This is a genomic window from Prosthecomicrobium pneumaticum, from assembly GCF_014199915.1.
Lineage (GTDB): Bacteria > Pseudomonadota > Alphaproteobacteria > Rhizobiales > Kaistiaceae > Prosthecomicrobium > Prosthecomicrobium pneumaticum.
On sequence record NZ_JACHOO010000009.1, the window covers coordinates 39625 to 65377 of the forward strand.

28 protein-coding genes are annotated in these 25753 nt (G+C 69.0%); 11 read left to right on the top strand and 17 right to left on the bottom strand.

Annotated elements, in window-relative coordinates:
- Positions 1-327: 327 nt before the first annotated feature.
- Positions 328-3168 (bottom strand): valine--tRNA ligase, encoded by a 2841-nt coding sequence (locus GGQ63_RS18140; protein WP_183858032.1) that lies wholly within the window; start codon positions 3166-3168, stop codon positions 328-330.
- A 136-nt stretch (positions 3169-3304) separates the two neighbouring features.
- Here GGQ63_RS18140 and GGQ63_RS18145 point away from each other — a divergent pair, with 136 nt between their 5' ends.
- Positions 3305-3610, top strand: coding sequence for a putative quinol monooxygenase (locus tag GGQ63_RS18145; RefSeq protein WP_183858033.1), 306 nt, complete (start codon positions 3305-3307; stop codon positions 3608-3610).
- Here GGQ63_RS18145 and GGQ63_RS18150 read toward each other — a convergent pair.
- From GGQ63_RS18150 to GGQ63_RS18175, 6 genes are all read right to left on the bottom strand, one after another.
- Positions 3576-4655 carry an LLM class flavin-dependent oxidoreductase gene (locus tag GGQ63_RS18150; RefSeq protein WP_183858034.1) on the bottom strand — a complete coding sequence of 360 codons (1080 nt, stop codon included), beginning with the start codon at positions 4653-4655 and terminating at the stop codon, positions 3576-3578. The two genes, GGQ63_RS18145 and GGQ63_RS18150, sit on opposite strands and share 35 nt — an antisense overlap.
- Before the next feature lie 78 nt (positions 4656-4733).
- A complete protein-coding gene (gene surE / locus GGQ63_RS18155) occupies positions 4734-5492 on the bottom strand; it encodes a 5'/3'-nucleotidase SurE (protein ID WP_183858035.1) in 759 nt (252 codons plus the stop codon).
- 116 nt (positions 5493-5608) lie between these two features.
- A complete protein-coding gene (serS, locus tag GGQ63_RS18160) occupies positions 5609-6916 on the bottom strand; it encodes a serine--tRNA ligase (RefSeq protein ID WP_183858036.1) in 1308 nt (435 codons plus the stop codon).
- Positions 6917-7060: 144 nt separating this feature from the next.
- Positions 7061-7870 (bottom strand): twin-arginine translocase subunit TatC, encoded by an 810-nt coding sequence (gene tatC / locus GGQ63_RS18165; protein ID WP_183858037.1) that lies wholly within the window; start codon positions 7868-7870, stop codon positions 7061-7063.
- A 32-nt stretch (positions 7871-7902) separates the two neighbouring features.
- Positions 7903-8343: a Sec-independent protein translocase protein TatB gene (tatB, locus tag GGQ63_RS18170; RefSeq protein WP_246429868.1), complete on the bottom strand. Its 441-nt coding sequence runs from the start codon at positions 8341-8343 to the stop codon at positions 7903-7905.
- Between the two features lie 81 nt (positions 8344-8424).
- Positions 8425-8643 (bottom strand): twin-arginine translocase TatA/TatE family subunit, encoded by a 219-nt coding sequence (locus GGQ63_RS18175; protein ID WP_183858038.1) that lies wholly within the window; start codon positions 8641-8643, stop codon positions 8425-8427.
- 223 nt (positions 8644-8866) lie between these two features.
- Here GGQ63_RS18175 and GGQ63_RS18180 point away from each other — a divergent pair, with 223 nt between their 5' ends.
- The 3 genes from GGQ63_RS18180 to GGQ63_RS18190 are packed head-to-tail and all read left to right on the top strand — an operon-like array spanning position 8867 to position 11022.
- Positions 8867-9766 (top strand): mechanosensitive ion channel family protein, encoded by a 900-nt coding sequence (locus GGQ63_RS18180; protein ID WP_183858039.1) that lies wholly within the window; start codon positions 8867-8869, stop codon positions 9764-9766.
- Between the two features lie 19 nt (positions 9767-9785).
- Positions 9786-10673, top strand: a complete 888-nt coding sequence (locus tag GGQ63_RS18185) for a lytic transglycosylase domain-containing protein (RefSeq protein ID WP_183858040.1) — start codon at positions 9786-9788, stop codon at positions 10671-10673.
- Between the two features lie 43 nt (positions 10674-10716).
- Positions 10717-11022, top strand: coding sequence for a hypothetical protein (locus GGQ63_RS18190; RefSeq protein ID WP_183858041.1), 306 nt, complete (start codon positions 10717-10719; stop codon positions 11020-11022).
- Between the two features lie 282 nt (positions 11023-11304).
- Here the strand turns inward: GGQ63_RS18190 and era are convergent, their stop codons facing one another.
- The 9 genes from era to rpoZ form a co-directional block, all read right to left on the bottom strand.
- Positions 11305-12246, bottom strand: a complete 942-nt coding sequence (gene era / locus GGQ63_RS18195) for a GTPase Era (protein ID WP_183858042.1) — start codon at positions 12244-12246, stop codon at positions 11305-11307.
- Positions 12236-12991: a ribonuclease III gene (rnc, locus tag GGQ63_RS18200; RefSeq protein ID WP_210308583.1), complete on the bottom strand. Its 756-nt coding sequence runs from the start codon at positions 12989-12991 to the stop codon at positions 12236-12238. Before rnc ends, era begins: the two co-directional genes overlap by 11 nt.
- Positions 12952-13707: a signal peptidase I gene (gene lepB, locus GGQ63_RS18205; protein ID WP_183858043.1), complete on the bottom strand. Its 756-nt coding sequence runs from the start codon at positions 13705-13707 to the stop codon at positions 12952-12954. The genes rnc and lepB overlap by 40 nt, the downstream gene beginning before the upstream one ends.
- A 121-nt stretch (positions 13708-13828) precedes the next feature.
- Positions 13829-14245, bottom strand: a complete 417-nt coding sequence (acpS, locus tag GGQ63_RS18210) for a holo-ACP synthase (RefSeq protein ID WP_183858044.1) — start codon at positions 14243-14245, stop codon at positions 13829-13831.
- Positions 14242-15006, bottom strand: coding sequence for a pyridoxine 5'-phosphate synthase (locus GGQ63_RS18215; protein WP_210308578.1), 765 nt, complete (start codon positions 15004-15006; stop codon positions 14242-14244). Before GGQ63_RS18215 ends, acpS begins: the two co-directional genes overlap by 4 nt.
- Positions 15007-15016: 10 nt before the next feature.
- On the bottom strand, positions 15017-15595 hold the full coding sequence (locus tag GGQ63_RS18220; RefSeq protein ID WP_183858045.1) for a DUF2062 domain-containing protein: 579 nt from the start codon (positions 15593-15595) through the stop codon (positions 15017-15019).
- 4 nt (positions 15596-15599) lie between these two features.
- Entirely contained in the window at positions 15600-16181 is a 582-nt protein-coding gene (gene pyrE / locus GGQ63_RS18225) for an orotate phosphoribosyltransferase (RefSeq protein ID WP_183858046.1), read from the bottom strand.
- Between the two features lie 191 nt (positions 16182-16372).
- The gene (locus GGQ63_RS18230) at positions 16373-18613 is read right to left on the bottom strand and encodes a RelA/SpoT family protein (protein WP_183858047.1); all 2241 of its coding nucleotides are present in this window, start codon (positions 18611-18613) and stop codon (positions 16373-16375) included.
- A 115-nt stretch (positions 18614-18728) separates the two neighbouring features.
- Positions 18729-19109, bottom strand: a complete 381-nt coding sequence (gene rpoZ, locus GGQ63_RS18235; RefSeq protein ID WP_183858161.1) for a DNA-directed RNA polymerase subunit omega — start codon at positions 19107-19109, stop codon at positions 18729-18731.
- Positions 19110-19294: 185 nt separating this feature from the next.
- Between rpoZ and GGQ63_RS18240 the strand changes: the two genes are divergently transcribed.
- The gene (locus tag GGQ63_RS18240; RefSeq protein WP_183858048.1) at positions 19295-19891 is read left to right on the top strand and encodes a LabA-like NYN domain-containing protein; all 597 of its coding nucleotides are present in this window, start codon (positions 19295-19297) and stop codon (positions 19889-19891) included.
- Between the two features lie 2 nt (positions 19892-19893).
- Entirely contained in the window at positions 19894-20544 is a 651-nt protein-coding gene (locus tag GGQ63_RS18245; protein WP_183858049.1) for a uracil-DNA glycosylase, read from the top strand.
- Between the two features lie 24 nt (positions 20545-20568).
- On the opposite strand, the gene GGQ63_RS18250 is transcribed toward GGQ63_RS18245, so the two are convergent.
- The gene (locus GGQ63_RS18250; protein ID WP_183858050.1) at positions 20569-21258 is read right to left on the bottom strand and encodes a GntR family transcriptional regulator; all 690 of its coding nucleotides are present in this window, start codon (positions 21256-21258) and stop codon (positions 20569-20571) included.
- A 352-nt stretch (positions 21259-21610) separates the two neighbouring features.
- Between GGQ63_RS18250 and GGQ63_RS18255 the strand changes: the two genes are divergently transcribed.
- From GGQ63_RS18255 to GGQ63_RS18275, 5 genes are all read left to right on the top strand, one after another.
- Positions 21611-22741, top strand: a complete 1131-nt coding sequence (locus GGQ63_RS18255; RefSeq protein ID WP_183858162.1) for a benzoate/H(+) symporter BenE family transporter — start codon at positions 21611-21613, stop codon at positions 22739-22741.
- Positions 22738-23325, top strand: a complete 588-nt coding sequence (gene mobA / locus GGQ63_RS18260) for a molybdenum cofactor guanylyltransferase MobA (protein ID WP_210308579.1) — start codon at positions 22738-22740, stop codon at positions 23323-23325. The genes GGQ63_RS18255 and mobA overlap by 4 nt, the downstream gene beginning before the upstream one ends.
- Before the next feature lie 114 nt (positions 23326-23439).
- Entirely contained in the window at positions 23440-24207 is a 768-nt protein-coding gene (locus GGQ63_RS18265) for an ABC transporter substrate-binding protein (protein ID WP_183858051.1), read from the top strand.
- An 84-nt stretch (positions 24208-24291) separates the two neighbouring features.
- On the top strand, positions 24292-25005 hold the full coding sequence (locus GGQ63_RS18270) for an ABC transporter permease subunit (RefSeq protein WP_183858052.1): 714 nt from the start codon (positions 24292-24294) through the stop codon (positions 25003-25005).
- Complete coding sequence (locus GGQ63_RS18275) at positions 25002-25703, top strand: ABC transporter permease (protein WP_183858053.1); 702 nt, start codon at positions 25002-25004, stop codon at positions 25701-25703. Before GGQ63_RS18270 ends, GGQ63_RS18275 begins: the two co-directional genes overlap by 4 nt.
- Positions 25704-25753: the final 50 nt, after the last annotated feature.

The following is a 25753-nucleotide window of genomic DNA, read 5'->3' on the forward strand; positions in this document are numbered from 1 at the left end:
CAAAGGCGGTTGGCTTGGGCGGCGGCCATGGTTGATGGCGCGCGTCCGCCCGGAATGCCGACCCGCACGACTATGGATGCCGGCACGGAGGCCGGCATGACGGGCGGAGAGGGGCGGTTCGCAGGCAGGACGGGAAGGACCGAGACGCGAGACGACGGGTTGAAAGCGGCCGGGCGGATCGAGGACGCGGAGCGCTGCCCCCACCCCCGAGCACCCGTTACCCCGGCCTCCGTGCCGGGGTCCATGATCGTGCCGCCGGGCGAAGACACGCGCCGGAGCCCCCCGCGAAGGCGAGGAGCCTTCGACCCGGGCGATACGCCCCGCGCCCTACCCCTTCAGCCGGTCGAGCGCGGCGGCGATGCGGGCAACGAGGGCCCGCGCCTCGGCGAGGCGCTCGCGCTGCTCCTCGATGACCTCTTCCGGCGCCCGAGACACGAAGTTCTCGTTGCCGAGCTTCGCCTCGATCTTGGCGATCTCCTGCGCCGCCTTCGCCCGTTCCTTGTCGAGCCGGGCCGTCTCCGCGGCGATGTCGACGATGCCGGCGAGCGGCAGGCACACCGTCGCCTCGCCATGCACCACCTGCACCGCCCCCTTCGGCGCGGCGTCGGCAAATGCGACGTCGTTGACCCGCGCCAGCCGGCGGAACAGCGCATCGTGCGCGGCGAAGCGCGCCTTCGTCGTCTCCGACGCGCCGAGCACCACCACCGGCACCTGTGCGCCCGCCGGCACGTTGACCTCGGTGCGGGCCGAGCGGATCGCCGTGATCAGCTCGACCAGCCAGTTGATCTCCTCGGCCGCCGCGGCGTCCTCGAAGGCGAGGTCCGGCCAGGCCGAGGTGACGAGCGGCCGCTCGCGCTTCGGCCCGGCCTCGCCGGTGCGCTGCCAGAGCTCTTCGGTGATGAAGGGCATGAAGGGATGGAGGAGCGCGACGATCCGGTCGAGAACCCAGGCGATCGTCGCCCGCGTCTCGTCCTTCGCCGGCCCGTCAGGGCCCATCAGCACCGGCTTCACGAGCTCGAGATACCAGTCGCAATAGGTGTTCCAGACGAAGCGATAGGCCGCGCCGGCCGCATCGTTGAAGCGGAAGGCCTCGAGCGCCTCGGTCACGGCGCGGGCGGCCCGCGTCGTCTCGGTGGCGATCCAGCGGTTGAGCCGCTCGCCGAGGCCCGCCGGATCGAATCCCTCGGTGCGCACCGCGCCGTTCATCTCGGCGAAGCGGGCGGCGTTCCACAGCTTGGTCGCGAAGTTGCGATAGCCCTCGACGCGGTTCGCCGACAGCTTGATGTCGCGGCCCTGCGCCGCCATCGCGGCGAGCGTGAAGCGCAGCGCATCGGCGCCGTATTCGTCGATCAGCTCGAGCGGATCGATGACGTTGCCCTTCGACTTCGACATCTTCGCCCCCTTCTCGTCGCGGACGAGGGCGTGGATGTAGACGGTCGAGAACGGCTCCTCCTTCATGAAATGAAGGCCCATCATCATCATCCGGGCGACCCAGAAGAAGATGATGTCGAAGCCGGTGACGAGCACATTGGTCGGGTAGTAGCGGGCGAGCTCCGCCGTCTCGTCCGGCCAGCCGAGGGTCGAGAACGGCCACAGCGCGGAGGAGAACCAGGTGTCGAGCACGTCCTCGTCGCGCCAAATACCAAAGACACTCGGCGGAACGCCCTTTTGCCAGGGCTCGTCCAGAAGAGCTAGCGCCGCGTCACCATCCGTCACGATACGGACTTCGGCGCCTCCGTAATACTGTTCAGCCTGAACTCGGGCTCCATCGGCGTCGTAGTCCACGAACATCGTGGTCTTCACAAGAGAGACTCTTCCCTCCGTATCGCGCTCCCAGCCGTACCAGGCCGGGATCTGATGGCCCCACCAGAGCTGGCGCGAGATCGTCCAGGGCTGGATGTTCTCCATCCATTCGAAATAGGTCTTCTCCCAGTTCTTCGGGACGAAGACGGTGCGGCCCTCGCGCACGCTCGCGATCGCCGGATTCGCGAGCGTCTTCGCGTCGACATACCACTGGTCGGTCAGGAGCGGCTCGATCGGCACGCCGCCGCGGTCGCCGTGCGGCACGGTATGGGCGTGGTCCTCGATCTTCTCGAGATAGCCGCCCTCCTCCATCATCGCGACGACGGCCTTGCGCGCCGTGAAGCGGTCCTGCCTGTCGAGCGCGTCGATCGTCGCGGCGAGTTCGTCGGAATGGGCGAGGCCGGCGAGGAAGTCCTCATTGCCGGCGAGCACGACATTCGCCTCGCGGTCCAGCACGCTGATCAGCCGAAGATTGTGCCGGCGGCCGACCTCGAAATCGTTGAAATCGTGCGCCGGCGTGATCTTGACCGCGCCCGACCCCTTCTCGGGGTCGGAATAGTCGTCGCCGACGATCGGAATCCGCCGGCCGACCAGCGGCAGGCGGACGTGCTTGCCGATCAGCGCCCTGTAACGCTCGTCCTCGGGGTGAACCGCCACCGCCGTGTCGCCGAGCATCGTCTCGGGCCGCGTCGTCGCGACCGTGATGAAGCTCTCCGGATCGAGCGGGTCGAAGGCCCTGCCCTCGATCGGATAGCGGAAATGCCAGAGCTTGCCCTTGGTCTCGACCGGAACGACCTCGAGGTCGGAGATCGCCGTCTTGAGCTTCGGGTCCCAGTTGACGAGCCGCTTGTCCTTGTAGATGAGCCCCGCCCGGTAGAGCTCGACGAACACCTTGAGGACCGCCTTCGACAGGCCCTCGTCCATGGTGAAGCGCTCGCGGCTCCAGTCGCAGGAGGCGCCGAGCCGCTTCAGCTGGCCGACGATCGCACCGCCCGATTCCGCCTTCCAGGCCCAGACCTTCTCGACGAAGGCCTCGCGGCCGATCGCCCGGCGGTCCGGCTCCTGCCGCTCCGCCATCTGCCGCTCGACGACCATCTGGGTGGCGATGCCGGCATGGTCGAGCCCCGGCTGCCAGAGCACGTCCTTGCCGCGCATCCGCTCGAAGCGGGCGAGCACATCCTGCAGCGTGTTGTTGAGCGCGTGCCCGATGTGCAGCGAGCCGGTGACATTGGGCGGCGGGATCACGATGGCGAAACTCTCGGCCCCGGGCGCGGCGCCCGCGCCGGCCTTGAAGGCGCCGGCCTTCTCCCAAAGGTCGCTGATCCGCGGCTCGACGGCGGCCGCCTCATAGGTCTTGTCAAGCATGCGTGCTGTCCGTCTCGGAGTTCGGCGCCCGTGGTTAAGCGGTGCTTCGCCCCGGAGTCAATCGACGAGGTCGCCGCGCAGCTTCCCAAGCCGCAGGCGGCCGTTCATAGTCCGGCGCCTTCAGGGAGGATCGCCAATGGCCGACGACACGCTCACCATCATCGCCCACATCAACGCCGAGGCCGGCCGCGAGGCGGCGCTTCTCGCCGAATTGCGCATCCTCGTCGAGGAGACGAATCGCGAAGAGGGGTGCCTGCGCTACGAACTCAACGTCGCCAAGGGCGAGCCGGCGCGCTTCCTGATGGTCGAGGAATGGGCGAGTTACGATCTGTGGCAGGCGCACAATGACGGCGCCGCGATCGCCCGCTTCCGCGGCGCCTCGGCCGGGCTCGTCGCCGGCGTCGAGGTCACGCAGTGGCTGCCGGACCGCCCGGCGGCGTAGTTCCCGCGGCCTTGCCGGCGAGCGCCTTGCGGACCGCCGGCATCACCTCGGTGCCGAACAGCTCGATCGAGCGCATCAGCGCCCGGTGCGGCAGCGTCCCGACGCTCATCTGCATCATGAAGCGGTCGTGACCGAAGAGTTCGTGCTGGAAGAGAATCTTCTCGGTCACCTCGGCCGGGCTGCCGACGAACAGCGCGCCCCGCAGCCGGCGCGACGCCTCGAACTGGCCGCGCGTGTGCGGCGGCCAGCCGCGCTCGCGGCCGATCCGCGTCATCGTCTCGGCGAAGGGCGGAAAGGCGATGTCGGCCGCGGCCTGCGAATCCTCCGCGATGAAGCCGTGCCCGTTGATGCCGACGGGCAGGCCGGCGGGATCGTTCCCCGCCCGCCGCGCCGCATCGCGATAGAGACCGATGAGCGGCGCGAACTGCTCCGGCGCCCCGCCGATGATCGCGACGGCGAGCGGCAGGCCGAGCACGCCGGCGCGGGCGACCGATTGCGGCGTACCCCCGACCGCGATCCAGAGCGGCAGCGGCTTCTGGACCGGCTGCGGATAGATGCCGAGATCGTCGATCGCCGGCCGGAAATGGCCCGACCAGGTCACGCGCTCGTTCTCGCGGAGCGCCATCAGGAGGTCGAGCTTCTCGGCGAAGAGCGCGTCGTAATCCTCGAGATCGTAGCCGAAGAGCGGGAAGGATTCGATGAACGAGCCGCGCCCGGCCATCATCTCGGCGCGGCCGCGCGAGAGGAGATCGAGCGTCGCGAATTGCTGGAAGACGCGCACCGGATCCTCCGACGAGAGCACGGTGACGGCGCTCGACAGGCGGATCCGACGGGTCCGCGCCGCAGCCGCCGCGAGCAGCACCGCGGGCGCCGAGGCGAGATAGTCCGGCCGATGATGCTCGCCGATCGCGAAGACGTCGAGCCCGACCGCTTCGGCGAGCTCGACCTCCTCCATCAGATCGGCGATCCGGTCGGCGGGGTCCTGCAGACGGCCGGTCGCCGGGTCCGGCGTGTTCTCGACGAAGGTGTAGATGCCGAACTGCATGGCGACCTCTCCTGACGACCTCTCGCGCGGCTTTCGAGGCGGCCGCGTGCCGCCCGGCCCGTCCCGGTCGGCCGGGCCTCAGTCGAAGAGCTGCGTCAGCTCGTGCACGAGGTCATAGGCGGTCTGGTCGATCCTGAGCGGGGTGATCGAGATCGCGCCGGCGCCGATCGCGTGGACGTCGCTGCCCTCGGGCGGCGTGTCGGCGCTGCGGCGGTGATGCACCCAGAAATAGGGATTGCCGCGCCCGTCGCGCCGCTCGTCGATGAAGAGCCGGTGCGGGAACTGGCCCTGCGACGTCACTTCGACGCCGGTGACGGCGTCGGGCGCCACATTCGGGAAGTTGATGTTGTAGAAGCAGCCGCGCGGCGCCGGCTTGTCGAGCAGCTTGCGGATGATCGCCGGCGCGTGCCGTTCCGCCGTGTCCCAGGGAATGATCCGGCGGCCATCGGCGAAATCATAGGCCTGCGACAGGGCGATCGCCGGGATGCCGAGGAGCGTGCCCTCGATCGCGCCGGCGACCGTGCCGGAATAGGAGACGTCGTCGGCGGTGTTCTGGCCGGAATTGACGCCGGAGAGCACGAGGTCCGGCGGCTCCGGCAGGACGTGACGGACCCCCATGATGACGCAATCGGTCGGCGTGCCGCGCAGCGCATAGACCCGCTCGGACACCGCGCGCAGGCGGAGCGGATCGTTGAGGGTCAACGAATGCGCGAGACCCGACTGGTCGGTCTCGGGCGCCACCACCCAGACCTCGTCGGCGATCGATTCGGCGATCCGCTTCAGCACCTGCAGGCCCGGCGCGTGAATGCCGTCGTCATTGGTGATCAGAATGCGCATCGCTTCCTTGTCCTTCCTGCGCCCCTTCGCCCTTGCGGCGAGGGGGCCTGCCCGTCCGTGGCCCGGCGACCGATCGAACGCCCCGGTCCGCCCGTGGGCCGGCGAAGCCGAAACCTTCAGCCGATCCGTTCGACACCGCGCATATAGGGCTTCAGCGCCTCGGGCACGGTGATCGAGCCGTCCTCGTTCTGATAGGTTTCCATGACGGCGATGAGGCAGCGGCCGACCGCCGTGCCGGAACCGTTGAGGGTGTGGACGAAACGCGTGCCCTTCTCGCCCGCCGGGCGATAGCGGGCGTCCATCCGGCGGGCCTGGAAATCGCCGCAGACCGACACCGAGGAGATCTCGCGATAGGTGTTCTGGCCCGGCAGCCAGACCTCGATGTCATAGGTCTTCTGCGCGCCGAAGCCCATGTCGCCGGTCGACAGCGTCATGACGCGGTAATGCAGGTCGAGCCGCTGCAACACCGCCTCGGCGCAGGCGAGCATCCGCTCGTGCTCCTCGATCGAACGTTCGGGCGCGGTGATCGAGACGAGCTCGACCTTGTCGAACTGGTGCTGCCGAAGCATGCCGCGCGTATCTCGGCCGGCGGAACCGGCCTCGGAACGGAAGCAGGGGGTGAGCGCCGTGAAGCGGAGCGGCAGGTCCTTCTCCTCGAGGATCGATTCGCGCACCAGATTGGTGAGCGGCACCTCGGCGGTCGGGATCAGCCAGTGATCGAGCGTCGTGCGGAAAAGATCCTCGGCGAATTTCGGCAACTGGCCGGTGCCGTGCAGCGCGTCATCCTTGACGAGATAGGGCGGTTGCACCTCGGTGTAGCCGTGCTCTTCCGTATGCAGGTCGAGCATGAACTGGCCGAGCGCCCGCTCCATCCGGGCGAGGCCGGCCTTGAGCACGACGAAGCGGGCGCCGGAGATCTTCGCCGCCGCCTCGAAATCCATCTGGCCGAGCGCTTCGCCGAGCTCGAAATGCTCTTTCGGCGGAAAGCCATAGGCGCGCTTCTTCGGGCGCTGCGCGAACGCGGTTTCCGCCGTACCGTTGCGGCCGAAATACTCGACATTGTCGTGCTCGTCGCGGCCGACCGGCACGTCGTCGAGCGGCACGTTGGGGATCACCGCGAGCGCGTCGGCGACGGCCTTGTTGAGCCGCCGCTCCTCCTCCTCGGCATGGCCGAGAAAATCCTTCAGCGCGGTCACCTCGCTCTTCAGCGCCTCCGCGGTCGCCGCGTCCTTGGCGGCCATCGCCCTGCCGATCTCCTTCGAGGCGGCGTTGCGGCGCTCCTGCGCGGCCTGAACCCGGCCGATATGGGCGCGCCGCTCTTCGTCGAGGGCGATCACGGCGGCGGACTTCGGCTCCACGCCGCGCGACGAGAGCGCCCGGTCGAAGGCGTCCGGGTTATCGCGAATCCACTTGATGTCGAGCATGTCGGGTCTCGGGAAGGCTGGAGCGGCGCACGGCCCCGCCCGCCCGTCTTCGCCATCCCGGACGGCGAAGCCGTCGGCATGGCGGCCCGGCGGGCACCGCGAGGACCGTCGTCACTTCCCGCGGCGGCGACGCGGATGCCCGCCTCAGGCCGGGTTCTCGGCCTCTTCCGAGGCCTCGGTCCGGGCGCGCTTCCGCTCCGTGAACCGCACGGAAATGATCGAGGCTTCGTAGAGGAGCAGCGCCGGCACGGCAAGGCCGATCTGGCTGATGATGTCCGGCGGGGTGAGCACGGCGGCGATGATGAAGGAGAGGACGATCGCATAGCGTCGCTTGTCGCGCAGCCATTTGCTGTCGATGATTCCGGCCCGGCCGAGCAGGGTGAGGATCACCGGAAGCTGGAACACGAAGCCGAAGGCGAGGATCAGCGTCATGATGAGGCTGAGATACTCGTTGACCTTCGGGAGCATCTCGATCGCCGCGTGGCCGGGGCCGCCCTCCTGCTGGAAGGAGAGGAAGAACCGCATCGCGAGCGGCATCACCATGAAATAGACGAGCGCCGCGCCCATCAGGAAGAGCACCGGCGTCGCGATCAGAAAGGGGACGAAGGCCCGCCGCTCGTTCCGGTAGAGGCCGGGCGCAGCGAACTTGTAGATCTGAACGGCGATCACAGGGAAGGCGATGAAAACGGCGCCGAACAGGGCGAGCTTCATCTGCGTCAGGAAGAACTCCTGCGGCGCGGTGTAGATCATCCGGATGTCGGCGGTCGGTCCGGACGCCCACTCATAGGGCATCACCAGGATGTTGTAGATCGTGCTCGCGAAATAGAAGCAGACGAGGAAGGCGGCGAGCACGGCGAGCAGCGCCCGGATCAGCCGGGAGCGCAGCTCGATCAGATGCGTGATGAGCGGCGCGCGGCTCGCCTCGATCTCGTCCTCGTCCCGTTCCGTCGCCATGGTTCAGGCTTTCTCTCGCTCGGCCGGTCCGCTCACGTGCCCGTCCGCTCGACCGGTTCCACGGCCTTGGGCGGCTCGTTCACGAGGGCGATCGGCTTTGCCGGCGCCGCAACGGCCGGAGGAGCGTCGGGATCAGGTTGCGCCGCCGTCGTCGCGGGCGGCGGCACCGGCTCGGGCGCGGGTTTCGCGACCGGCGGAGCCTTCACCGCGTCTTCGACCGACAGGATGCTGTTGCGGATGCCCTGCATCGGGTTGAGGCCGCGTACCTCGTCGATCGACTTCTTGACGTCCTCGAGCTCGGCCTCGCGGAGCGCCTCATTGAACTGTTTCTGGAACTCGCCGGCCATGCGCCGCATCTTGCCGACGGAATTGCCGAAGGCACGCAGCATGCGCGGCAGATCCTTCGGACCCACCACGACGATCGCGACGACCGCGATCACCAGCATTTCGCTCCAGCCGATGTCGAACAGCATTCAGCCCGCCTGACACTCGAGAACGGTCGGACGCGCCCGCGGCGACGCGGGCGGGACGATGCAGGGAAACGAGCGCGCCCGTCAGGTCGTGCGGGTCTTCTCTTCGGTCGTGCGCACCGGCTCGGAAGGCTTGTGGTCGATCGACGGCTTCTCGGCGTCGTCGTCTTCCGACATGCCCTTCTTGAAGCTCTTCACGCCCTTGGCGATGTCGCCCATGACGTCGGAAATCTTGCCCTTGCCGAAGAGGAGCAGGACGATGACCAGCACGATGAGCCAGTGCCAGATGCTGAAAGAACCCATCTCAACGCGTCTCCAAAGGTCGTGCCCCTCGTCAAGCCCCGGTTATCGCAGAGCCGAGGCCGCCTCGCAATAACCCCGTCGTCACCTTGCCGTGTCATCTCGTCCCAAGCCGGGACGAGCCTTGCCGCGTTCCACGCGCGATCCGAGCAGAGCCCCTGCCCGTCTATCGGGGATCATAATCGGCCCCGCTGCGTTCATCGGCTGAACCATCAGGGGAGAGACGATGGAACAGCAGGCTGCCGATCTCGTCCTGGCGACGCGCACGGTCTTCGCCGGGCTGGGCGCGCTCGCCGTCCAGTATGCCTTCGCCGTGGTCGGCGCCGTCGTGCTGATCGCGATCGGCTGGATCGCCGCGCGGATCCTGCAGCGCTGGGCCTATGGCGGGCTGAGCCGGGTCCACGGCATCGACGAGACGATCGCCCGCTTCGTCAGCGGCGCGGTGCGCTACGGCGTGATCATCCTCTTCATGGTGATGGTGCTCGGCCAGTTCGGCGTGCAGACCGCCTCGATCGTCGCCGCGCTCGGCGCCGCCGGCCTCGCGATCGGCCTCGCGCTGCAGGGCACGCTGCAGAACATCGCCGCCGGCATCATGCTCCTCGTGCTCCGGCCGTTCCGCGTCGGCGAGTACATCGACACCGGAACGGTCTCCGGCACGGTCGCCGAGATCGGCCTCTTCGCCACCGAACTGCGCACGCCGGACGGCCTCTACAGGCTCGCCCCGAACTCTCTGCTCTGGCCGGCGCAGGTCACGAACTTCAGTCGAGCCACCCGCCGGCGCGAGGAACTCACCATCCGGATCGCTTACGAGGACGATGTCGACAAGGCGCTCGCCCTCATGAGGAGCGTCATCCTCGCCGATCCGCGCGTCGAGAAGGATGCACCGCCCGACGTCTTCGTCGCCGAGCTCGCCGAGAGCGCGGTGCTGCTGCGGGCGTGGTACTGGGCGCCGGCCGACGTCTGGTGGTGGACGACCCGCGACATCGTGAAGAAGATCAAGGAGAGCTTCGACGCGAGCGGAATCACCATGCCCTACCCACAGGTCACCTATCACGTGCAGCCTCGCCCGGCCGCCGAGGAGGGCGGGCGCGCCCGGCTGGCCCGCGGCGACGGCCCGCGGCACTGAACGCCCGGTCGGCCGCGCCATGGCGGCATCCCGGCTCCCGGCGGTCCGGTCGATTCTCGCGGGCCTCACTCTCCTTGCCGCCTCGCCGGCGATCGCCGCCGAGGAGACCGTCGAACAGGCAATCTGCCGGATGATCGAGGCGGCGGCGGCCGAGCAGCGCCTGCCGCCGGTTTTTCTCACCCGGCTGATCTGGCGCGAGAGCAGCTTCCGGCCCGGCGCCACGAGTGGCAAGGGCGCACAAGGCATCGCCCAGTTCATGCCCGGCACTGCGGCCGAACGGGGTCTCGACGATCCCTACGATCCCGAGGCCGCGATACCCGCTTCGGCGCATTATCTCGCGGATCTGCGGGACCGGTTCGGCAATCTCGGTCTCGCCGCGGCGGCCTATAACGGGGGTTCGGCGCGGCTGGCGCGCTGGCTCGCCGCAGGCGGCGCGCTGCCCGCGGAGACCGAGGATTACGTCGCCTTCGTCACCGGGTCGGCGGCGGAGGACTGGCGGCCGGACCGCCCCGCTCCGCCCGCCTTCCGGACCGCACCGCGCGATCCCCGTCCCGAGCGCGGGCCGAAGGCGGAACGGCCGGCCCCGCCCGGAGATTGCCACACGGCCGTCGCCGCGATCCGGCGCGAGCGGCCGAGCCCGATCGAAGGACCTTATGCGCCCTTCGGCGTGCAGGTCGCGGGCAGCTTCTCGAAGGCACGCGCCGTAGCAGGCTATCGCGATGTCGCGGCACGCTTCGAACGAATCGTCGCCGGCCGCGCGCCGGTGGTCATCGGCACGCGGGCGCCCGGCCGGGGCCGGCGGCCGTTCTATCGCGTGCGCATCCCGGCCGCGACGCTCGCGGCGGCACGGCGGCTCTGCACCGACCTGCAAAGAGCCGGCGGCGCCTGCGTCGTGCTGCGCAATTGATCAGCCGGACGGAACCGCGCACCCGCCCGACGGTTCTCCCGTCATGGCCTCCTACGCAATCCATCCCCCGGTTCATCTCGTCGTCCATCGCGACGAGCCGCTGCGCACCGTCGAAGCCGCCGCGACCTTTCTCGAACGCTATCTCGACGATCATCTCGCCGAGACGAACGACGCGGACACCGCCTTCGTGCTCGCGCAGCTGCGCGGTGCGTCGCGGCCCGATGCCGCAGAGAAAGCGGGCGTCGCCTTCCGCCAATGGGCGGCGGGGCGCGGCCTGCTGATCGAACCGGACGAGGCGCGCGCGGCGCCCGGCACGGACGAGACCGGCAGCAAGGCGGCGAGCCCGTGACGCCGCTTTTTGCGAGCGCGCCGGGCATTCCCGGCGACGCGCCGATCCCGGGCCACGAGCCTCTCGTGCCACCGCGTCCCGATCCGCCGACCCGGCGTGACCGCGACCCGAACGACCCGATCGAGATCGACCGCCCGCCATTGGACGACGGCCTGCCCGGCGACCCGCTCGATCCCACGCCGCTGCCGGACACCGACCCCGACGAGGAAGGCCCGCCGCACGTCGACCCGCCCTCCGAGCAGCCGCAGCCGCTCGATCTGCGTTCGCCGGACCCGATCCAACTCAGCGGGGAAAGTCGATCCCCATCGCGCGATAGCGCTCGGGATCGTCGCTCCAGTTCTCCCGCACCTTGACGAACAGGAAGAGGTGCACCGGGCGTTCGGCGATCTCGGCGATCTCCTTGCGTGCCGCCATCGAGATCGCCTTGATCGTCTCGCCCTTTGTGCCGATCACGATCTTCTTCTGGCCCTCGCGCTCGACATAGATCGTCTGCTCGATGCGGGCCGAGCCATCCGGCTGGTCCTGCCAGAGCTCCGTTTCCACCGTCGAGGCGTAGGGCAGTTCCTCGTGCAGGCGCAGGAACAGCTTTTCGCGCGTGATCTCGGCGGCGAGCGCGCGCATCGGCAGGTCCGACACCTGATCCTCGGGGAAGAGCCATGGGCCAAGCGGGACGCGCGCCGCGAGGTCGGCGAGAAGGTCGGCGCAGCCGTCGCCGGTGCGTGCCGAGATCATGAAGGTCCGCTCGAACGCGGCGCGGGCGTTGGCCGCAGCGGCAAGACCGAGCAGCTGGTCGCGCGGCACGGTATCGATCTTGTTGAGGATCAGGAGCTTCGGCTGCCGCACGCGCGACAGGCGGTCGAGGATGTCGCCCGCCTCGCCGGCGAGGCCCTTCTGCGCATCCACGAGGACGGCGACGAGATCGGCATCCTTGGCGCCGCCCCAGGCGGTGTCGACCATCGCCCGGTCGAGCCGCCGCTTCGGCGCGAAGATGCCGGGCGTGTCGACGAAGACGATCTGCGCGGAACCGGCGAGCGCTATGCCGCGCACGATCGAGCGCGTCGTCTGCACCTTATGCGTGACGATCGACACCTTGGTGCCGACGAGCTGGTTGAGGAGGGTGGACTTGCCCGCGTTCGGCGCGCCGATCAGCGCGACATAGCCGCAGCGGGTCGGCGCAGCCGGCGCCCCCGCTCCGTCCACCGGACGATCGCTCTCAGACGGCATGGGTTTCACTCCGCCAAACACCTTCGCGCACCAGCACCGCGGTCGCCGCCCTCTGTTCCGCCTCGCGCCGCGAACGGCCCTCGCCGGTGAGCGGCGCGAGCCCCTCGACGCCAACCTCGACGAGGAAATGCGGCGCGTGATCGGGGCCGGAGCGGCCGACGATCGCATAACGCGGGGTCGCGAGGCCCCTGCCCTGCGCCCATTCCTGCAGCGTCGTCTTGGCGTCGCGCAACGGACCCGTCCAGTTCGTCATCCGGGCGCGCCAGTTCGCCTCGACGAAGCCGCGCGCGACCTCGAGCCCGCCGTCGAGAAACAGCGCCCCGATCACCGCCTCGCAGACATCGCCGAGGATCGCCGCCTTGCGGCGTCCGCCCGACTGCGCCTCGCCGTCGCCGAGCCGGATCCAGGCCGGCAGGCCGATCTCGAGCGCCACTTCGGCACAGCTCTCGTTGCGCACCAGCCCGGTCAGCCGGCGGGCGAGCTCGCCCTCCTCAGCGTCCGGAAAGGCGGCGATCAGCATGTCGGCGATGACGAGCGCCAGAACCCGGTCGCCGAGAAATTCGAGCCGCTGATAGGACGCATCGGGCGCGAGCTGATTCTCCGCCACCGCGCTCGGATGGGTGAGCGCGCGCTCAAGCAGCGCGCGGTCGCGGAAGCGATGGCCGAGCTTGGCCTCGAGGCCGGAAAGCGTGTCCGCCCGGGCGTTCACAGGAGCGTGAAGATGCGGCTGGCGCGCACCGTCCAGGGCCACTTCCAGAATTCCCAGGCGGCATTCCCCTCCTCGACCGAGAAGAAGATGATCTCGGCGCGGCCGACGATGTTTTCGAACGGCACATAGCCGACCGCGTTGAGCACGCGGCTGTCCTGCGAATTGTCGCGATTGTCGCCCATCATGAAGTAATGGCCGGGCGGCACCTCGTAGACCGGCGTGTTGTCGAGCACGCTGTCGGGGTCGAGATCGAGGGTCAGATAGCTGGTGCCGTTGTCGAGTGTCTCGCGGTACTGGGCGATGTGGACTTCGCCGCCGAACTGGTCGCGCGTCACGGCGTCGTCGACGCGGTCGCGCTGCACCGGCTTGCCGTTGATGTTCACGACGCCGTTGATCATCTGGATCTTGTCGCCCGGCAGGCCGATCACGCGCTTGATGTAATCGGTCGAATTGTCGGTCGGCAGCTTGAAGACGACGACGTCGCCGCGCTTCGGCTCGGCCGACCAGACGCGGCCCTCGAAGAGGTCGATGCCGAACGGGAAGGAATAGCGGCTGTAGCCATAGGCGAATTTCGACACGAAGAGATAGTCGCCGACGAGCAGCGTATCCTTCATCGAGCCGGAGGGGATGCTGAAAGGCTGGAACAGGAAGGTGCGCACGACGAGCGCCAGGACGAGGGCCTGAACGACGATTTTCACCGTCTCGCCGAGACCGCCCTTGTCGGTCTTGTATTTGTCGCCAGCCACGCTCATCGGCCCTTCCGATCTCTCACAGTGCGATGCCTGCCGCGGCGCACAGATACAGGCTCGAGCCCGGCCGCGCAACGCAACTGGCCGCCAAACGCGGCCGATTTGCGGCTTGCCGATCCGCCGCTCAAGAGGCGCCCTGCGGCGTCTCGGGCACCGCCTCGATGATCACGAAGGCCTGGGCGAGCGGAAACTCGTCGGTAATGCTGAGATGGATCTCGGCGCGGTGCCCCGCGGGCACCAGTGTCGCCAGCCGCGCCGCCGCGCCGCCGGTCAGCCGCATGGTCGGCTTGCCGGACGGCAGGTTGACGACGCCCATGTCGCGCCAGAACACGCCGGCGCTCATCCCCGTGCCGAGCGCCTTGGCGCAGGCCTCCTTGGCGGCGAAGCGCTTCGCGTAGGAGGCGGCGCGCTGCGCCCGCCGGTCCGACTTCGCGCGCTCGACGGGCGTGAAGATCCGCTCGACGAAGCGGTCGCCGTGCCGGGCGAGCGTCTTCTCGATCCGCCTGATATCGGTGAGGTCGTTGCCGATGCCGAGGATCATGCGTCGGCGGCGAGCGCGGCGCGGGCCTCGTCCATCCGCTGCCGCATGCCGCGGATGGACGCATCGAGGCCGACGAAGATCGCCTCGCCGATCAGGAAATGGCCGATGTTCAGCTCGCGGATCGGCGCGAGGGCGGCGATCGGCTTCACCGTGTCGTAGGTGAGGCCGTGGCCGGCATGGATCTCGAGCCCCAGCCCGGCGCCGTAATGCGCCGCATCGGCGATCCTCGCCCGCTCGCGCTCGAAGGCGTCGGGGCCGGAATGGAAGGCCTCGCAATAGGTGCCGGTGTGCAGTTCGACGACCGGCGCGCCGAGCGCCACCGCCGCATCGATCTGCCGGCGGTCGGCCTCGATGAAGAGCGAGACGCGGATGCCGGCGGCCGAGAGCTCGGCGACGATCGGCGCGAGCTGCGCCCGCTGGCGCGCCGCATCGAGGCCACCTTCCGTGGTGCGCTCCTCCCGGCTCTCGGGCACGATGCAGGCGGCGTGCGGCCGGTGCCGCAGGGCGATCGCGGTCATTTCGCCGGTCGCCGCCATTTCGAGGTTGAGCGGCAGGCGGATCGTCTGACGCAGCCGCTCGATGTCGCGGTCGCCGATATGGCGACGGTCCTCGCGCAGGTGCGCTGTGATGCCGTCGGCGCCCGCGGCGGCCGCGATCTCGGCCGCGCGCAGCGTGTCCGGGTGGTCGCCGCCGCGGGCGTTCCGGATGGTCGCGACATGATCGATGTTGACGCCGAGGCGCAGGGTCCGGTCGATCGTCATGAGCGGTCTCCTAGGAACCGTCGCGGTTGTCGTGCAAGGCGCGCCGCCGCACCGTCATACGCTCCCGGCGCGCTCTCTGGAACCCCCGCGTGGCGGTCGACACGACGACATAGCCGATCACGAACGCGATGATCCCGAGCGGCACGGAGCCGACGATCATCGGCTTCAGCATCGGCCAGATGTCGGAAAAGGAGCGGTGCAGCAGGCCGTGGGTCAATTCCTCCGCGTTCCGGTCGCGCACCTCCCGGCCGAACAGGGCGAGCGTCCAGTTGCCGACCTCGAAGGTCGAGAACCAGATCAGCGGAAAGGTGATCGGATTGCCGATCGCCGTGCCGAGCGCCGCGGCGAGCATGTTGCCGCGCACCAGGAAGGCGAACAGGAAGCTGAGCAGGAAATGGAAGCCGATGAACGGCGTCATCGAGGCCGCCGCCCCGGCCGCGAAGCCCGCGCCGACGGCGTGCGGCGAGGCGGAGATCCGCATCACCCGCTTGCCGAAATAGCGCAGCGTCCGCGGCCAGCCGCCCTGCGGCAGGATGGTGCGTTGGATGCGCTCGGCGAGCGACGGCTTGTGGCGGCGGGCGAACAGCATCGCGTCAGGCGATCCCGCGGCTGCCGGGTTTGACGGCGGGCAGCGCGGCGAGTTCGGGCGGCAGGGCGTCGGCCGGATAGGCCGGAACCTTGTAATCGGCGAGCGCGATCACCGGCGCGCCGGCATCGGCCTCGCCGGCCGAGCGGTCGATCAGGCAGGCGACGGCGACCACTTCGGCGCCGTGCGCCTTCAGCGCCTCGATCGTCTCCCGGCTCGACAGACCGGTCGAGATGATGTCCTCGACGACGATGACGCGCGTGCCGGGCGCGAGTTCGAAGCGCCGAAGCCGCAGCGTGCCGGCCTCCCGCTCGACCCACATCGCGGGCACGCCGAGCTGCCGGGCCGTTTCATAGCCGGGCACGATGCCGCCGAGCGCGGGTGAGACGACGCAATCGATCGGGCCGAGGCCGGCGGCGCGGATCTTGTCGGCGAGGGCGCGGCAGAGCCGCTCGGTGCGCTCCGGATGCATGAACACCCGCGCCTTCTGGATGAAGACCGGGCTGCGCAGGCCCGAGGAAAGGATGAAATGGCCTTCCATCAGGGCGCCTGACGCGCGGAAGATCTCGAGCACTTCGTCTTTTGTCATCGCCGGCTTCGGTGGTTTCGCGGGACCGCCGGTCAATAGGCGTCGTTCGCGGCCGGCGCAACTCCGACACCGCTAAGTAGGCCTGCGCACATTGCGGAACCAGTCCGCAGGGCCGTGTGCGGCGATGTGCGCGGAACGGCCTCCGCCAGGACGCGCTCCGGCACGGGTGGGCCGCCGGCCGACGCCGGCGGTCAGGCGTTCACCCGGCCGGCGGCGCTGACGGCGCGCAGCGAGCGGAGTTCGCCGAGAATGGCGTTGAGGTGCTTCAGGTCCCAGACCTCGACATCGACGATCATCTCGGAGAAGTCCGGCGCGCTGCGGACGATGCGCAGGTTCGAGATGTTGCCGTCATGGTCGGCGATCACCCGCGCGATATCCGCGAGCGTGCCGGGCTCGTTGAGCGCGGTCACCGCCAGCCGCGCCGGAAAGCGCTCCGGATTCTCCGGATCGATGTCCCAGCGCACGTCGAGCCAGCGCTCCGGCTGCTCGTCGAACATCTGCAGCGCCGGAGACTGGATCGGATAGATCGTGATCCCCTCCCCCGGCGTGAGGATGCCGACGATGCGGTCGCCCGGCACGGCGCCGGCATCCGGATCGAATCGCACCGTCACATTGCCCTGCAGGCCGCGGATCGGGATCGGCCGCGCCTGGTCCTTCGCCTCGCCGGGCACCCGGAACACCATGCCCGAGCCCTGCTTCAGGCCGAACCAGCCGGGTTCGCCGCCGCCTCCCCCGCCGCTCTTCGGCGGGACGACGCGCTCCTCCTTGTGGTCGGGATAGACCGCCTTCAGCACATTCGCCGAGGGGATCTCGCCGCGGCCGACCGCCGCCAGCATGTCGTCGACATGGGTCTGCGCGAGCCGGGGCAGCGCCGCCTTCAGCTTCGCGTCGGTCAGTTCGCGGCCGGCGCGCTCAAAGGCGCGGTCGACGATGCCCCGGCCGAGGTCGGCATATTGCTTGCGCACCGCGAGGCGCGTCGCCCGGCGGATCGCGGCGCGGGCCTTGCCGGTGATCGCCATCGCCTCCCAGGCGGCCGGCGGCGTCTGCGCCTTAGATGTGATGATCTCGACCTCGTCGCCGTTCCGAAGCTCCGAGGTGAGCGGCATCATCCTGCCGTTGATCTTCACGCCGACACAGGTGTCGCCGACATCGGTATGAACGGCATAGGCGAAGTCGAGGGGCGTCGCGCCGCGCGGCAGGGCGATCAGCCGGCCCTTCGGCGTGAAGCAGAACACCTGATCGTGGAAGAGCTCGAGCTTGGTGTTCTCGAGGAACTCCTCGGGCGAATCGCCCTGCGCGAGCATTTCGACCGTCCGCCGCAGCCACGTATAGGCCTGGCTCTCGTCGGAGAAGCCGTGGCCGCCGGCGCCGTTGCGGCCGTTCGCGGCCGCGCCCCCCCGGCCGTCCTTGTAGAGCGCGTGCGCCGCGATGCCGTATTCCGCCACCTCGTGCATCTCGCGGGTGCGGATCTGCAGCTCGACGCGCTGGCGGCCCGGGCCGACGATGGTGGTGTGCAGCGAGCGGTAGGCGTTCTGCTTCGGCGTCGAGACATAATCCTTGAAGCGGCCCGGCACGGTGGCCCAGGCGGTGTGGATCGCACCGAGCGCGGCGTAGCACTCGGCGGTCGTCTCGACGATTACGCGGAAGCCGAAGATGTCGGAGAGCTGCTCGAAGCTGATCGCCTTCCGCTCCATCTTGTGGAAGATCGAATAGGGCCGCTTCTCGCGACCATACACCTTGGCGGCGATGCCGTGCTTCGCCAGCCGCTCGCGCAGCTCGGTCTCGATCTCGTGCACGCGGATCGTGTTCTTCTCGCGCAGCGCCGCGAGCCGGGCGGCGATCGTCGCGTGCGCGGCCGGGTTCACTGTCTTGAAGGCGAGGTCCTCGAGCTCCTCGCGCATGTCCTGCATGCCCATCCGGCCGGCGAGCGGGCCGTAGATCTCGAGCGTCTCCTCGGCGATCCGCGCGCGCTTCGCCTCGGGCATGAAGTGGAGCGTCCGCATGTTGTGCAGACGGTCGGCGAGCTTGACGAGGAGGACGCGGACATCCTCCGTGATGGCGAGCAGGAGCTTGCGGAAATTCTCCGCCTGCACGGCGCGCTTCGAGACGAGGTCCAGCCGGCGGATCTTGGTCAGGCCCTCGACGAGCCGCCCGATATCGGCGCCGAACAGGCCGTCGATCTCGGCCCGGGTCGCGTCGGTGTCCTCGATCGTGTCGTGCAGCAGCGCCGCCGCAATGGTCGCGTCGTCGAGCTTCAGATCGGTGAGGATGGCCGCGACTTCGAGCGGATGCGAGAAATACGGGTCGCCATTGGCGCGCAGCTGCTTGCCATGCTTCTGCATGGCATAGACGTAGGCCTTGTTGAGCAGCCCCTCGTCGGCTTGCGGATTATAGCGCTGGACGCGCTCGAGGAGCTCGTACTGCCGCATCATGGCGGGAACCCGAGGAATGCGCCGCGCATCACGCGGCGCATGGTGTGGTCATCGGCGACAGTGGATCGCTTTCCTCGTGCCGCGACAAGCGGCGCGGTGCCGCGGCGCGGAGGCCTCAGAACTCCTCGGTCTTGTCCGGCGGCACCATGTTTTCGAGGCTGTGCAGCAGCTCTTCCTCGGACATGCGGTCGAACACCACCGAACCGTCTTCGGCATCGTCGTCGCGGGCGGTGAGCAACGGCACGGCATCGGCCTCCGGCTCGTCGACCTCGACATATTTCTGCAGCGAGTGGATCAGGTCTTCCTTGAGATCGTCGGGCGTGACCTGTTCGTCGGCGATTTCGCGGAGTGCGACGACGGGATTCTTGTCGTTGTCGCGATCGATGGTGAGCGGCGAGCCGCTCGAGATCATCCGGGCGCGATGCGCCGCGAGCAGGACGAGCTCGAACCGGTTCTCGACCTTGTCGACGCAATCTTCGACGGTGACGCGGGCCATGAGGGCACCTTTCAGACGGACTATCGAGAGCAAGCGCGGATGAATAGTGATCCCTTCGGGCGATTGCAAGGCGAGCCATGATCGAAGGTGACATCGGCGCCGCTTTGCGGCAGAGATGATGCGGCCCGCTACGCCGTAGCGGGCGATCACCACGCATTTGAGAAAAATCCGTTTACGAGGCGAGTATGTTCGACCAGCGCGAGAAGATCGTTCTCTTCATCGACGGCGCCAATCTTTATTCCACAGCCAAGGCCCTCGGCTTCGACATCGACTACAAGAAGCTTCTGGCTGAATTTTCCAGCCGCGGCTATCTGCTGCGCGCCTATTATTACACCGCTTTGTCGGAAGATCAGGAATATTCCTCGATCCGGCCGCTGATCGACTGGCTCGATTACAATGGCTACACGGTGGTGACGAAGCCGACGAAGGAATTCTACGACGCCAGCGGGCGGCGGAAGATCAAGGGCAACATGGACATCGAGCTCGCCGTCAACATGATGGAGATCGGCGAGCACATCGACCACCTGGTGCTTTTCTCCGGCGACGGCGATTTCCGCTCGGTCGTCGAGGCGGTGCAGCGGCGCGGCCGCAAGGTGAGCGTCGTCTCGACCTTGTCGACCCAGCCGCCGATGATCGCCGACGAACTGCGCCGCCAGGCCGACAATTTCATCGACCTCCTGTCGCTGCAGCCGCGCGTCGGCCGCGATCCGGCCGAACGGGCGGCGCGGGCGGCGGAGCGGGCGCAGGCCCATTCCGGCTTCGACGAGGATTTCGACAACTGAGCATGGCGGAACGCCGGCGCTTCGCCGCGGAGCCGGACCGGGATTGCCCGCTCTGCCCGCGGCTCGTCGCCTTCCGCACCGAATGGCGGCAGCGCGAGCCCGGCTGGCACAATGCGCCGGTCGCCAATTTCGGCCGGCCGGACGCGCAGCTTCTGATCGTCGGCCTCGCGCCCGGCCTGCGCGGCGCGAACCGCACCGGCCGTCCCTTCACCGGCGATTACGCCGGCGACCTCCTCTATGCGACGCTCTCGACCTATGGCTTCGCCGAGGGCCGGTTCGAGGCACGGCCCGATGACGGGCTGCGGCTCGTCGACACCGCGATCGTCAATGCGGTCCGCTGCGTGCCGCCGGAGAACAAGCCGACCACCGCCGAGATCGCGACCTGCCGCCGCTTTCTCGCCGGCGGTCTCGCCGAGGCGAGGAACTGCCGGGCGATCGTCGCGCTCGGCAAGATCGCCCATGATTCGGTCGTCGTGGCGCTCGGCGAACGGATGAGCCGGTTCAAGTTCGCGCACGGCGCCGTGCACGAGATCGCCGGCCGCCGCGTCTTCGACAGCTATCACTGCTCGCGCTACAACACGAACACCGGCGTGCTCACCCCGGAAATGTTCCGCAGCGTGTTCTCGGCGGTACGCGCCTATCTGGACCGGTAGAGCGGGCTGCTCCGGGAGTGCCGTTCACCCGGCGGGTGCACCTCTGCGCTGCAGGTAATGCTGCAGCGTCGCGTTCGCCTCCGCGAGATGGGCCTCGAGGATCGCCGTGGCGGCGTCGGCGTCGCGGGCGCGGCTGGCTTCGAGAAGCGCCCGGTGCTGATCCTGGTGCAGATGGGCCCGGCCGAAGGCCGCGACGTGAAAGAGCAGGTAGCGGTCGGCGCCGGCGAGATGCTGCGCGGTCAGCGCGAGCAGGCGCGGCAGGCCGGCGCGGGCATAGAGCGCCATATGGAAGCGGCGGTTCAGCGCGCCGAGGCGGCTGTCGTCGGTCTCCGAATCCATCGCGTCGACGATCTCCTCGGCGAGTCGGAAGTCGGCCTCCGTCAGATGCGGCAGCGAATGGCGCAGCGCCGCCGGCTCGAGCGCGGCGCGGATGGCGTAATTGTCGGCGGCGTCTTCCGGCGTGATCTCGACCACCACCGCGCCCTTGTGCGGCTGAAAGTCGACCAGCGCCTGCGCCTCGAGTTGTCGCAGCGCCTCGCGGATCGGCATGCGGCTGACCTTGAAGGCGGCGGCGAGTTCCTCCTGGCGGAGCGGGCTCCCGGGCGGCAGCGCGCCGGTCAGGATCGCCTGCCGAAGCGCCGCCTCGACATACTCCGTCGCGGTGCGATAGCGCGGCCCCTTCTCGGCGAGCAGTTCGGCGAGCGCGGCGGTCATGGCGCGATTCCGGTGCCAGGCCCGCCGGCCTGCAGGAGACGGGACCGGCCGACGAGGTGAGCGGCCGTGCGCGTCAAGACCTGCCGGACGCCTTCATCGCCATGCCCCCGACAGGGGCCCCACGCCCTCGCCTGCCGTCTCGATGTCGCGCTGCCGTCTCGCGTCACCCGCGCCCCCTTGCCTGTCGATTGGATCCAATCTAACAATCCACCCCGTCATCAGCAAGGGAATGCCGATCATGGCCATCTCGTCGGGGAGCGTCGCCGGGCCGGGCGGCCGTGAGGGACAGGCCCCGGCCGCAACGCCGGGCTCCGCCGCCGGCCATCCGCGCGTCGGCATCGGCCATCCCCTGATGATGGGCGTGATCGCCTCCGTCGTCGGTTTCTCGAGTACCTTCACCGTCGTGCTGCAGGGCTTTGTCGCGATCGGCGCGACGCCGGAACAGGCCGCTTCGGGCCTCTTCGCCATCTGCGTCGCGATGGGCGCGATCGGCATCGGCCTGACGCTCGCCTATCGCATGCCGATCTCGATCGCCTGGTCGACGCCCGGCTCGGTGCTCTTCGCCTCGACCGGTCTCATCGCCGGCGGCTATTCCGCCGCAGCCGGTGCCTTCATCGGCGCCGCCCTCCTCGTCGTGCTCGCCGGCCTCGTCAAGCCGTTCGGCCGGCTCGTCGCCTCGATCCCGCCGGTGCTCGCCAATGCGATGCTCGCCGGCCTCCTGCTCGGCCTCTGCCTCGCCCCGGCGAAGGCGGTGGCGACCGAGCCCGCGCTCGCCCTGCCGGTGGTGATCGTCTGGGCGCTCGTCGCCCGCTTCAAGCGGCTCTATGCCGTGCCGGCCGCCGTGCTCGTCGCGATCCTCGTCATCGCCTGGTCGGGTCCGCCGCTCGCCGGGCGGATCGACCATCTCTGGCCCGACATCACCTTCGTCGCGCCGACCTTCTCGATCGCCACCTTCATCTCGCTCGCGGTGCCGCTCTTCCTCGTCACCATGGCCTCACAGAACATTCCCGGCCTCGCGGTGATGCGGGTGAACGGCTATCTGCCTCCGGTCCGCGCGATCTTCGTCTCGACCGGCCTCGGCAGCGTCGTCACCGCCCTTCTCGGCGGCCACACGCTCAACATGTCGGCGATCACCGCGGCGCTCTGCGCCGGACCGGAGGCGCATCCCGATCCGCGCCGCCGCTGGGTCGCCGTCATCGCCTCGGGCAGCAGCTACATCCTGCTCGGCTTCGCGGCGACCTTCGCGGCGCTCCTCTTCGCGATCGCCCCGCCCGTACTGATCCAGGCGGCGGCCGGCCTCGCCCTCCTCTCCGCCTTCGCGGCCGCGATGGCGGGTGCGCTCGAGAACCCGGCCGACCGCGACGCTGCGCTCGTCACCTTCGTCACCGCCGCTTCCGGGCTCAGCTTCTTCGGCATCGGCTCCGCCTTCTGGGGCCTCGTCGCGGGCGGGCTGATGATGGCGCTCGGCCGGCTGGGGCGATGATCGCGGGCATCGTGCTCGCCGGCGGCGAAGGCCGCCGGATCGGCGGCGACAAGCCCTTCGTCGCCCTCGCGGGCCGGCCGCTGCTCGCCCATGTGGTCGAGCGGATCCGGCCGCAGGTCGACCGGCTGGCGCTCGCCGTGCGACAGAGCGACGCCCGCTTCGAGGCTTTCGGTCTGCCGCAGCTCGCCGATCCGGCCGACATGGCGGGGCCGCTCGCCGGCCTCGTCTCCGGCCTCGCCTTCGCCGCCGCTTCCGGCGCGGACTGGCTGCTCACGGTACCGACCGATGCGCCGCTGCTGCCGGCGGATCTGGTCGGCCGGCTTCGCGCGGCGGCCCTCCCGGAGACGGAGGCGGTCGTCGCCCGCTCCGCCGGCGCATCCCACCCGACCGTGGCGCTCTATCGTCCGGCGCTCGGCGGGCGGCTCGCCGCGCATCTCGACGCGACGCCACGCCGTTCGATCATCGGTTTCCTCGAGCGCCTCGTCCTCGGCCATGCCGATTTCGCGGCTTTCCCGGTCGATCCCTTCCTGAACCTCAATACGCCCGACGACCTCGCCGCAGCGCGGAGCGTGCTTTCCTCCTGATCACGGCCGCGACCTCGCAGCAGAGTTGCATCGGACGGGAAATTAATGGGAAGATGTTGCCGCAGGAGGGGCGGCCGAGAAACGTTCCCCGCCCTTGGGACAGAGGATCATATCATGCGCATCGCGAAGAGCGTGGCGGCGGCGGCCCTGGCCTTGTTGGCCGCGGGCAGCCTCGCCACCGCACAGGAGAAGACCGTGCGGATCGGCACGGAGGGCGCCTATGCGCCGTTCAACTTCTTCGATTCGAACAACGAGCTGCAGGGCTTCGACATCGACATCGCCAAGGCCGTCTGCGAGAAGATGAAGGTGACCTGCACCTTCGTGGCGCAGGATTGGGACGGCATCATCCCGGCGCTGCAGGCCGGCAAATACGATGCGATCTTCGCCTCGATGTCGATCACCGACGAGCGCAAGCAGGTGATCGACTTCTCCCGCCCCTATTACAACACGCCGTCCGCCTTCTTCGCGGCGAAGGGCTCGGGCATCACCGATGTCTCGCCGGAAGCCCTTGCCGGCAAGACGCTCGGCGCCCAGTCCTCGACCATCCAGGCGGGCTATCTCGAAGAAACCTACAAGGGCTTCGACCTCAAGCTCTATCCGACCCAGGAAGAGGTCAATCTCGACCTCACCTCCGGCCGCATCGATGCGCTGTTCGTCGACAAGCTCGTCGGCATGGACTGGGTGAAGACCGAGGCCGGCGCCTGCTGCGAAGTGGTCGGCAACGACATCCCGATCGGCGGTGGCGTCGGCGCGGGCGTCCGCAAGGAAGACACCGAGCTGCGCGACGCGATCTCGAAGGCCATCGAAGAGATCAAGGCCGACGGCACCTACGACAAGATCAACGCGAAGTATTTCAACTTCTCGATCTGGCCGGCGAACTGATGCCGGACGAGGCGCCGGGCCGGCCCGGCGCCTCGCGATCGTCCGGTCGCGCCGGCATCGTCGTGTCCTGGGGGATCGGGCCGCGTGGAGTTGCTTAGTCTCTTGCGCTTCGGCCCGGACGGCTGGGGCGACGAACTCGCGGCCGGCGCCTGGCTGACGATCCGGCTCGCCCTCGCCACCCTGCCCTTCGGCATCGTGCTCGGCTTCTTCGTCGCGCTCGCCAAGCGCAGCGAACGCCCGGCTCTGGTGGTCCTCGGCAACACCTTCACCACCGTCTTCCGCGGTCTGCCGGAACTGCTCACCATCTTCCTCGTCTATTTCGGCGGCCAGATCCTGCTGCAGCGCCTGGTCGGCCTCGTCTTCGACGGCGCGACCGTCGAGGTGAACGGCTTCGTCGCCGGCATGATCGCGCTCGGCCTCGTCTTCGCGGCCTATTCGAGCGAGGTCTTCCTCGGCGCCTTCCGCGGCATCGGCCGCGGCCAGTGGGAGGCGGCGGCCGCGCTCGGGCTTCGGCCGATCGCGACGATGCGGCTCGTCATCCTGCCGCAGCTGATCCGCCTCGCTCTGCCCGGCCTCGCCAATCTCTGGCTGGTGCTCCTCAAGGACACCTCGCTCGTCTCGGTGATCGCGCTGTCCGATCTCCTGCGCCGCACCAACATCGCGGTCGGCGCGACGAAGGAGCCCTTCTTCTTCTATGCCGTCGCCTGCGGCCTCTATCTCGTCATGTCGATCGTCTCCTCCTTCGGCATCAACGCGGTCGAGCGCTGGGCCAATCGCGGCGTGCGGGGGCGGGCATGAGCCTGATCGACCTCGATCTGCTCGCCCGCTACGGCCCGCGCCTGCTGTCCGGGCTGTGGGTGACGCTTCAGCTCGTCGCCCTCTCGGTGGCGATCGGCGCGCTCCTCGCCTTCCCGCTCGCCTTCGCGCGGAAGAGCCCCATCGCGCCGATCCGCTGGGCGTCGTTCGGCTATTCCTATTTCTTCCGCGGCACCCCGCTGCTCGCGCAGACCTTCCTCGTCTATTACGGCGCCGGCCAGTTCCGGCCCGAGCTGCAGGCGGTCGGCCTGTGGTGGCTGTTCCGCGATGCCTTCTTCTGCTGCGCCCTCACCTTCACGCTCAACACGGCGGCCTATCAGGCGGAGATCCTGCGCGGTGCGCTCGCCGCCGTGCCGACCGGTCAGGTCGAGGCAGGGATGGCCCTCGGCCTGTCGCGCTGGCGGATCTTCCGCCACATCGTGCTGCCGCAGGCCCTCGTCGTCGCGCTGCGCCCCTTCGGCAACGAGATCATCCTGATGGTGAAGGGCTCGGCGGTGGCGGCGATCGTCACCGTCTTCGACCTGATGGGCGCGACGCGGCTCGCCTATGCCCGCTCCTTCGATTTCCAGGTCTATCTCTGGGCCGCCGTTCTCTATCTCGCCGTGGTCGAGACGCTGCGCCGGGTCTGGGACCGGCTGGAACGGCGCATGACGCGGCATCTTCGCCCGGGCGGCGCCTGACCCTTTCCCCCGGAGCGGTTTTCAAGCCGCGCCGCTCGGCCTAAGAGATC

Bases quoted from the DNA above. Each gene is read 5' to 3' on its own strand.
- GGQ63_RS18140 (WP_183858032.1), bottom strand. From the start codon at position 3,168: ATGCTTGACAAGACCTATGAGGCGGCCGCCGTCGAGCCGCGGATCAGC.
- GGQ63_RS18145 (WP_183858033.1), top strand. From the start codon at position 3,305: ATGGCCGACGACACGCTCACCATCATCGCCCACATCAACGCCGAGGCC.
- GGQ63_RS18150 (WP_183858034.1), bottom strand. From the start codon at position 4,655: ATGCAGTTCGGCATCTACACCTTCGTCGAGAACACGCCGGACCCGGCG.
- surE (WP_183858035.1), bottom strand. From the start codon at position 5,492: ATGCGCATTCTGATCACCAATGACGACGGCATTCACGCGCCGGGCCTG.
- serS (WP_183858036.1), bottom strand. From the start codon at position 6,916: ATGCTCGACATCAAGTGGATTCGCGATAACCCGGACGCCTTCGACCGG.
- tatC (WP_183858037.1), bottom strand. From the start codon at position 7,870: ATGGCGACGGAACGGGACGAGGACGAGATCGAGGCGAGCCGCGCGCCG.
- tatB (WP_246429868.1), bottom strand. From the start codon at position 8,343: ATGCTGTTCGACATCGGCTGGAGCGAAATGCTGGTGATCGCGGTCGTC.
- GGQ63_RS18175 (WP_183858038.1), bottom strand. From the start codon at position 8,643: ATGGGTTCTTTCAGCATCTGGCACTGGCTCATCGTGCTGGTCATCGTC.
- GGQ63_RS18180 (WP_183858039.1), top strand. From the start codon at position 8,867: ATGGAACAGCAGGCTGCCGATCTCGTCCTGGCGACGCGCACGGTCTTC.
- GGQ63_RS18185 (WP_183858040.1), top strand. From the start codon at position 9,786: ATGGCGGCATCCCGGCTCCCGGCGGTCCGGTCGATTCTCGCGGGCCTC.
- GGQ63_RS18190 (WP_183858041.1), top strand. From the start codon at position 10,717: ATGGCCTCCTACGCAATCCATCCCCCGGTTCATCTCGTCGTCCATCGC.
- era (WP_183858042.1), bottom strand. From the start codon at position 12,246: ATGCCGTCTGAGAGCGATCGTCCGGTGGACGGAGCGGGGGCGCCGGCT.
- lepB (WP_183858043.1), bottom strand. From the start codon at position 13,707: ATGAGCGTGGCTGGCGACAAATACAAGACCGACAAGGGCGGTCTCGGC.
- acpS (WP_183858044.1), bottom strand. From the start codon at position 14,245: ATGATCCTCGGCATCGGCAACGACCTCACCGATATCAGGCGGATCGAG.
- GGQ63_RS18215 (WP_210308578.1), bottom strand. From the start codon at position 15,006: ATGACGATCGACCGGACCCTGCGCCTCGGCGTCAACATCGATCATGTC.
- GGQ63_RS18220 (WP_183858045.1), bottom strand. From the start codon at position 15,595: ATGCTGTTCGCCCGCCGCCACAAGCCGTCGCTCGCCGAGCGCATCCAA.
- pyrE (WP_183858046.1), bottom strand. From the start codon at position 16,181: ATGACAAAAGACGAAGTGCTCGAGATCTTCCGCGCGTCAGGCGCCCTG.
- GGQ63_RS18230 (WP_183858047.1), bottom strand. From the start codon at position 18,613: ATGATGCGGCAGTACGAGCTCCTCGAGCGCGTCCAGCGCTATAATCCG.
- rpoZ (WP_183858161.1), bottom strand. From the start codon at position 19,109: ATGGCCCGCGTCACCGTCGAAGATTGCGTCGACAAGGTCGAGAACCGG.
- GGQ63_RS18240 (WP_183858048.1), top strand. From the start codon at position 19,295: ATGTTCGACCAGCGCGAGAAGATCGTTCTCTTCATCGACGGCGCCAAT.
- GGQ63_RS18245 (WP_183858049.1), top strand. From the start codon at position 19,894: ATGGCGGAACGCCGGCGCTTCGCCGCGGAGCCGGACCGGGATTGCCCG.
- GGQ63_RS18250 (WP_183858050.1), bottom strand. From the start codon at position 21,258: ATGACCGCCGCGCTCGCCGAACTGCTCGCCGAGAAGGGGCCGCGCTAT.
- GGQ63_RS18255 (WP_183858162.1), top strand. From the start codon at position 21,611: ATGATGGGCGTGATCGCCTCCGTCGTCGGTTTCTCGAGTACCTTCACC.
- mobA (WP_210308579.1), top strand. From the start codon at position 22,738: ATGATCGCGGGCATCGTGCTCGCCGGCGGCGAAGGCCGCCGGATCGGC.
- GGQ63_RS18265 (WP_183858051.1), top strand. From the start codon at position 23,440: ATGCGCATCGCGAAGAGCGTGGCGGCGGCGGCCCTGGCCTTGTTGGCC.
- GGQ63_RS18275 (WP_183858053.1), top strand. From the start codon at position 25,002: ATGAGCCTGATCGACCTCGATCTGCTCGCCCGCTACGGCCCGCGCCTG.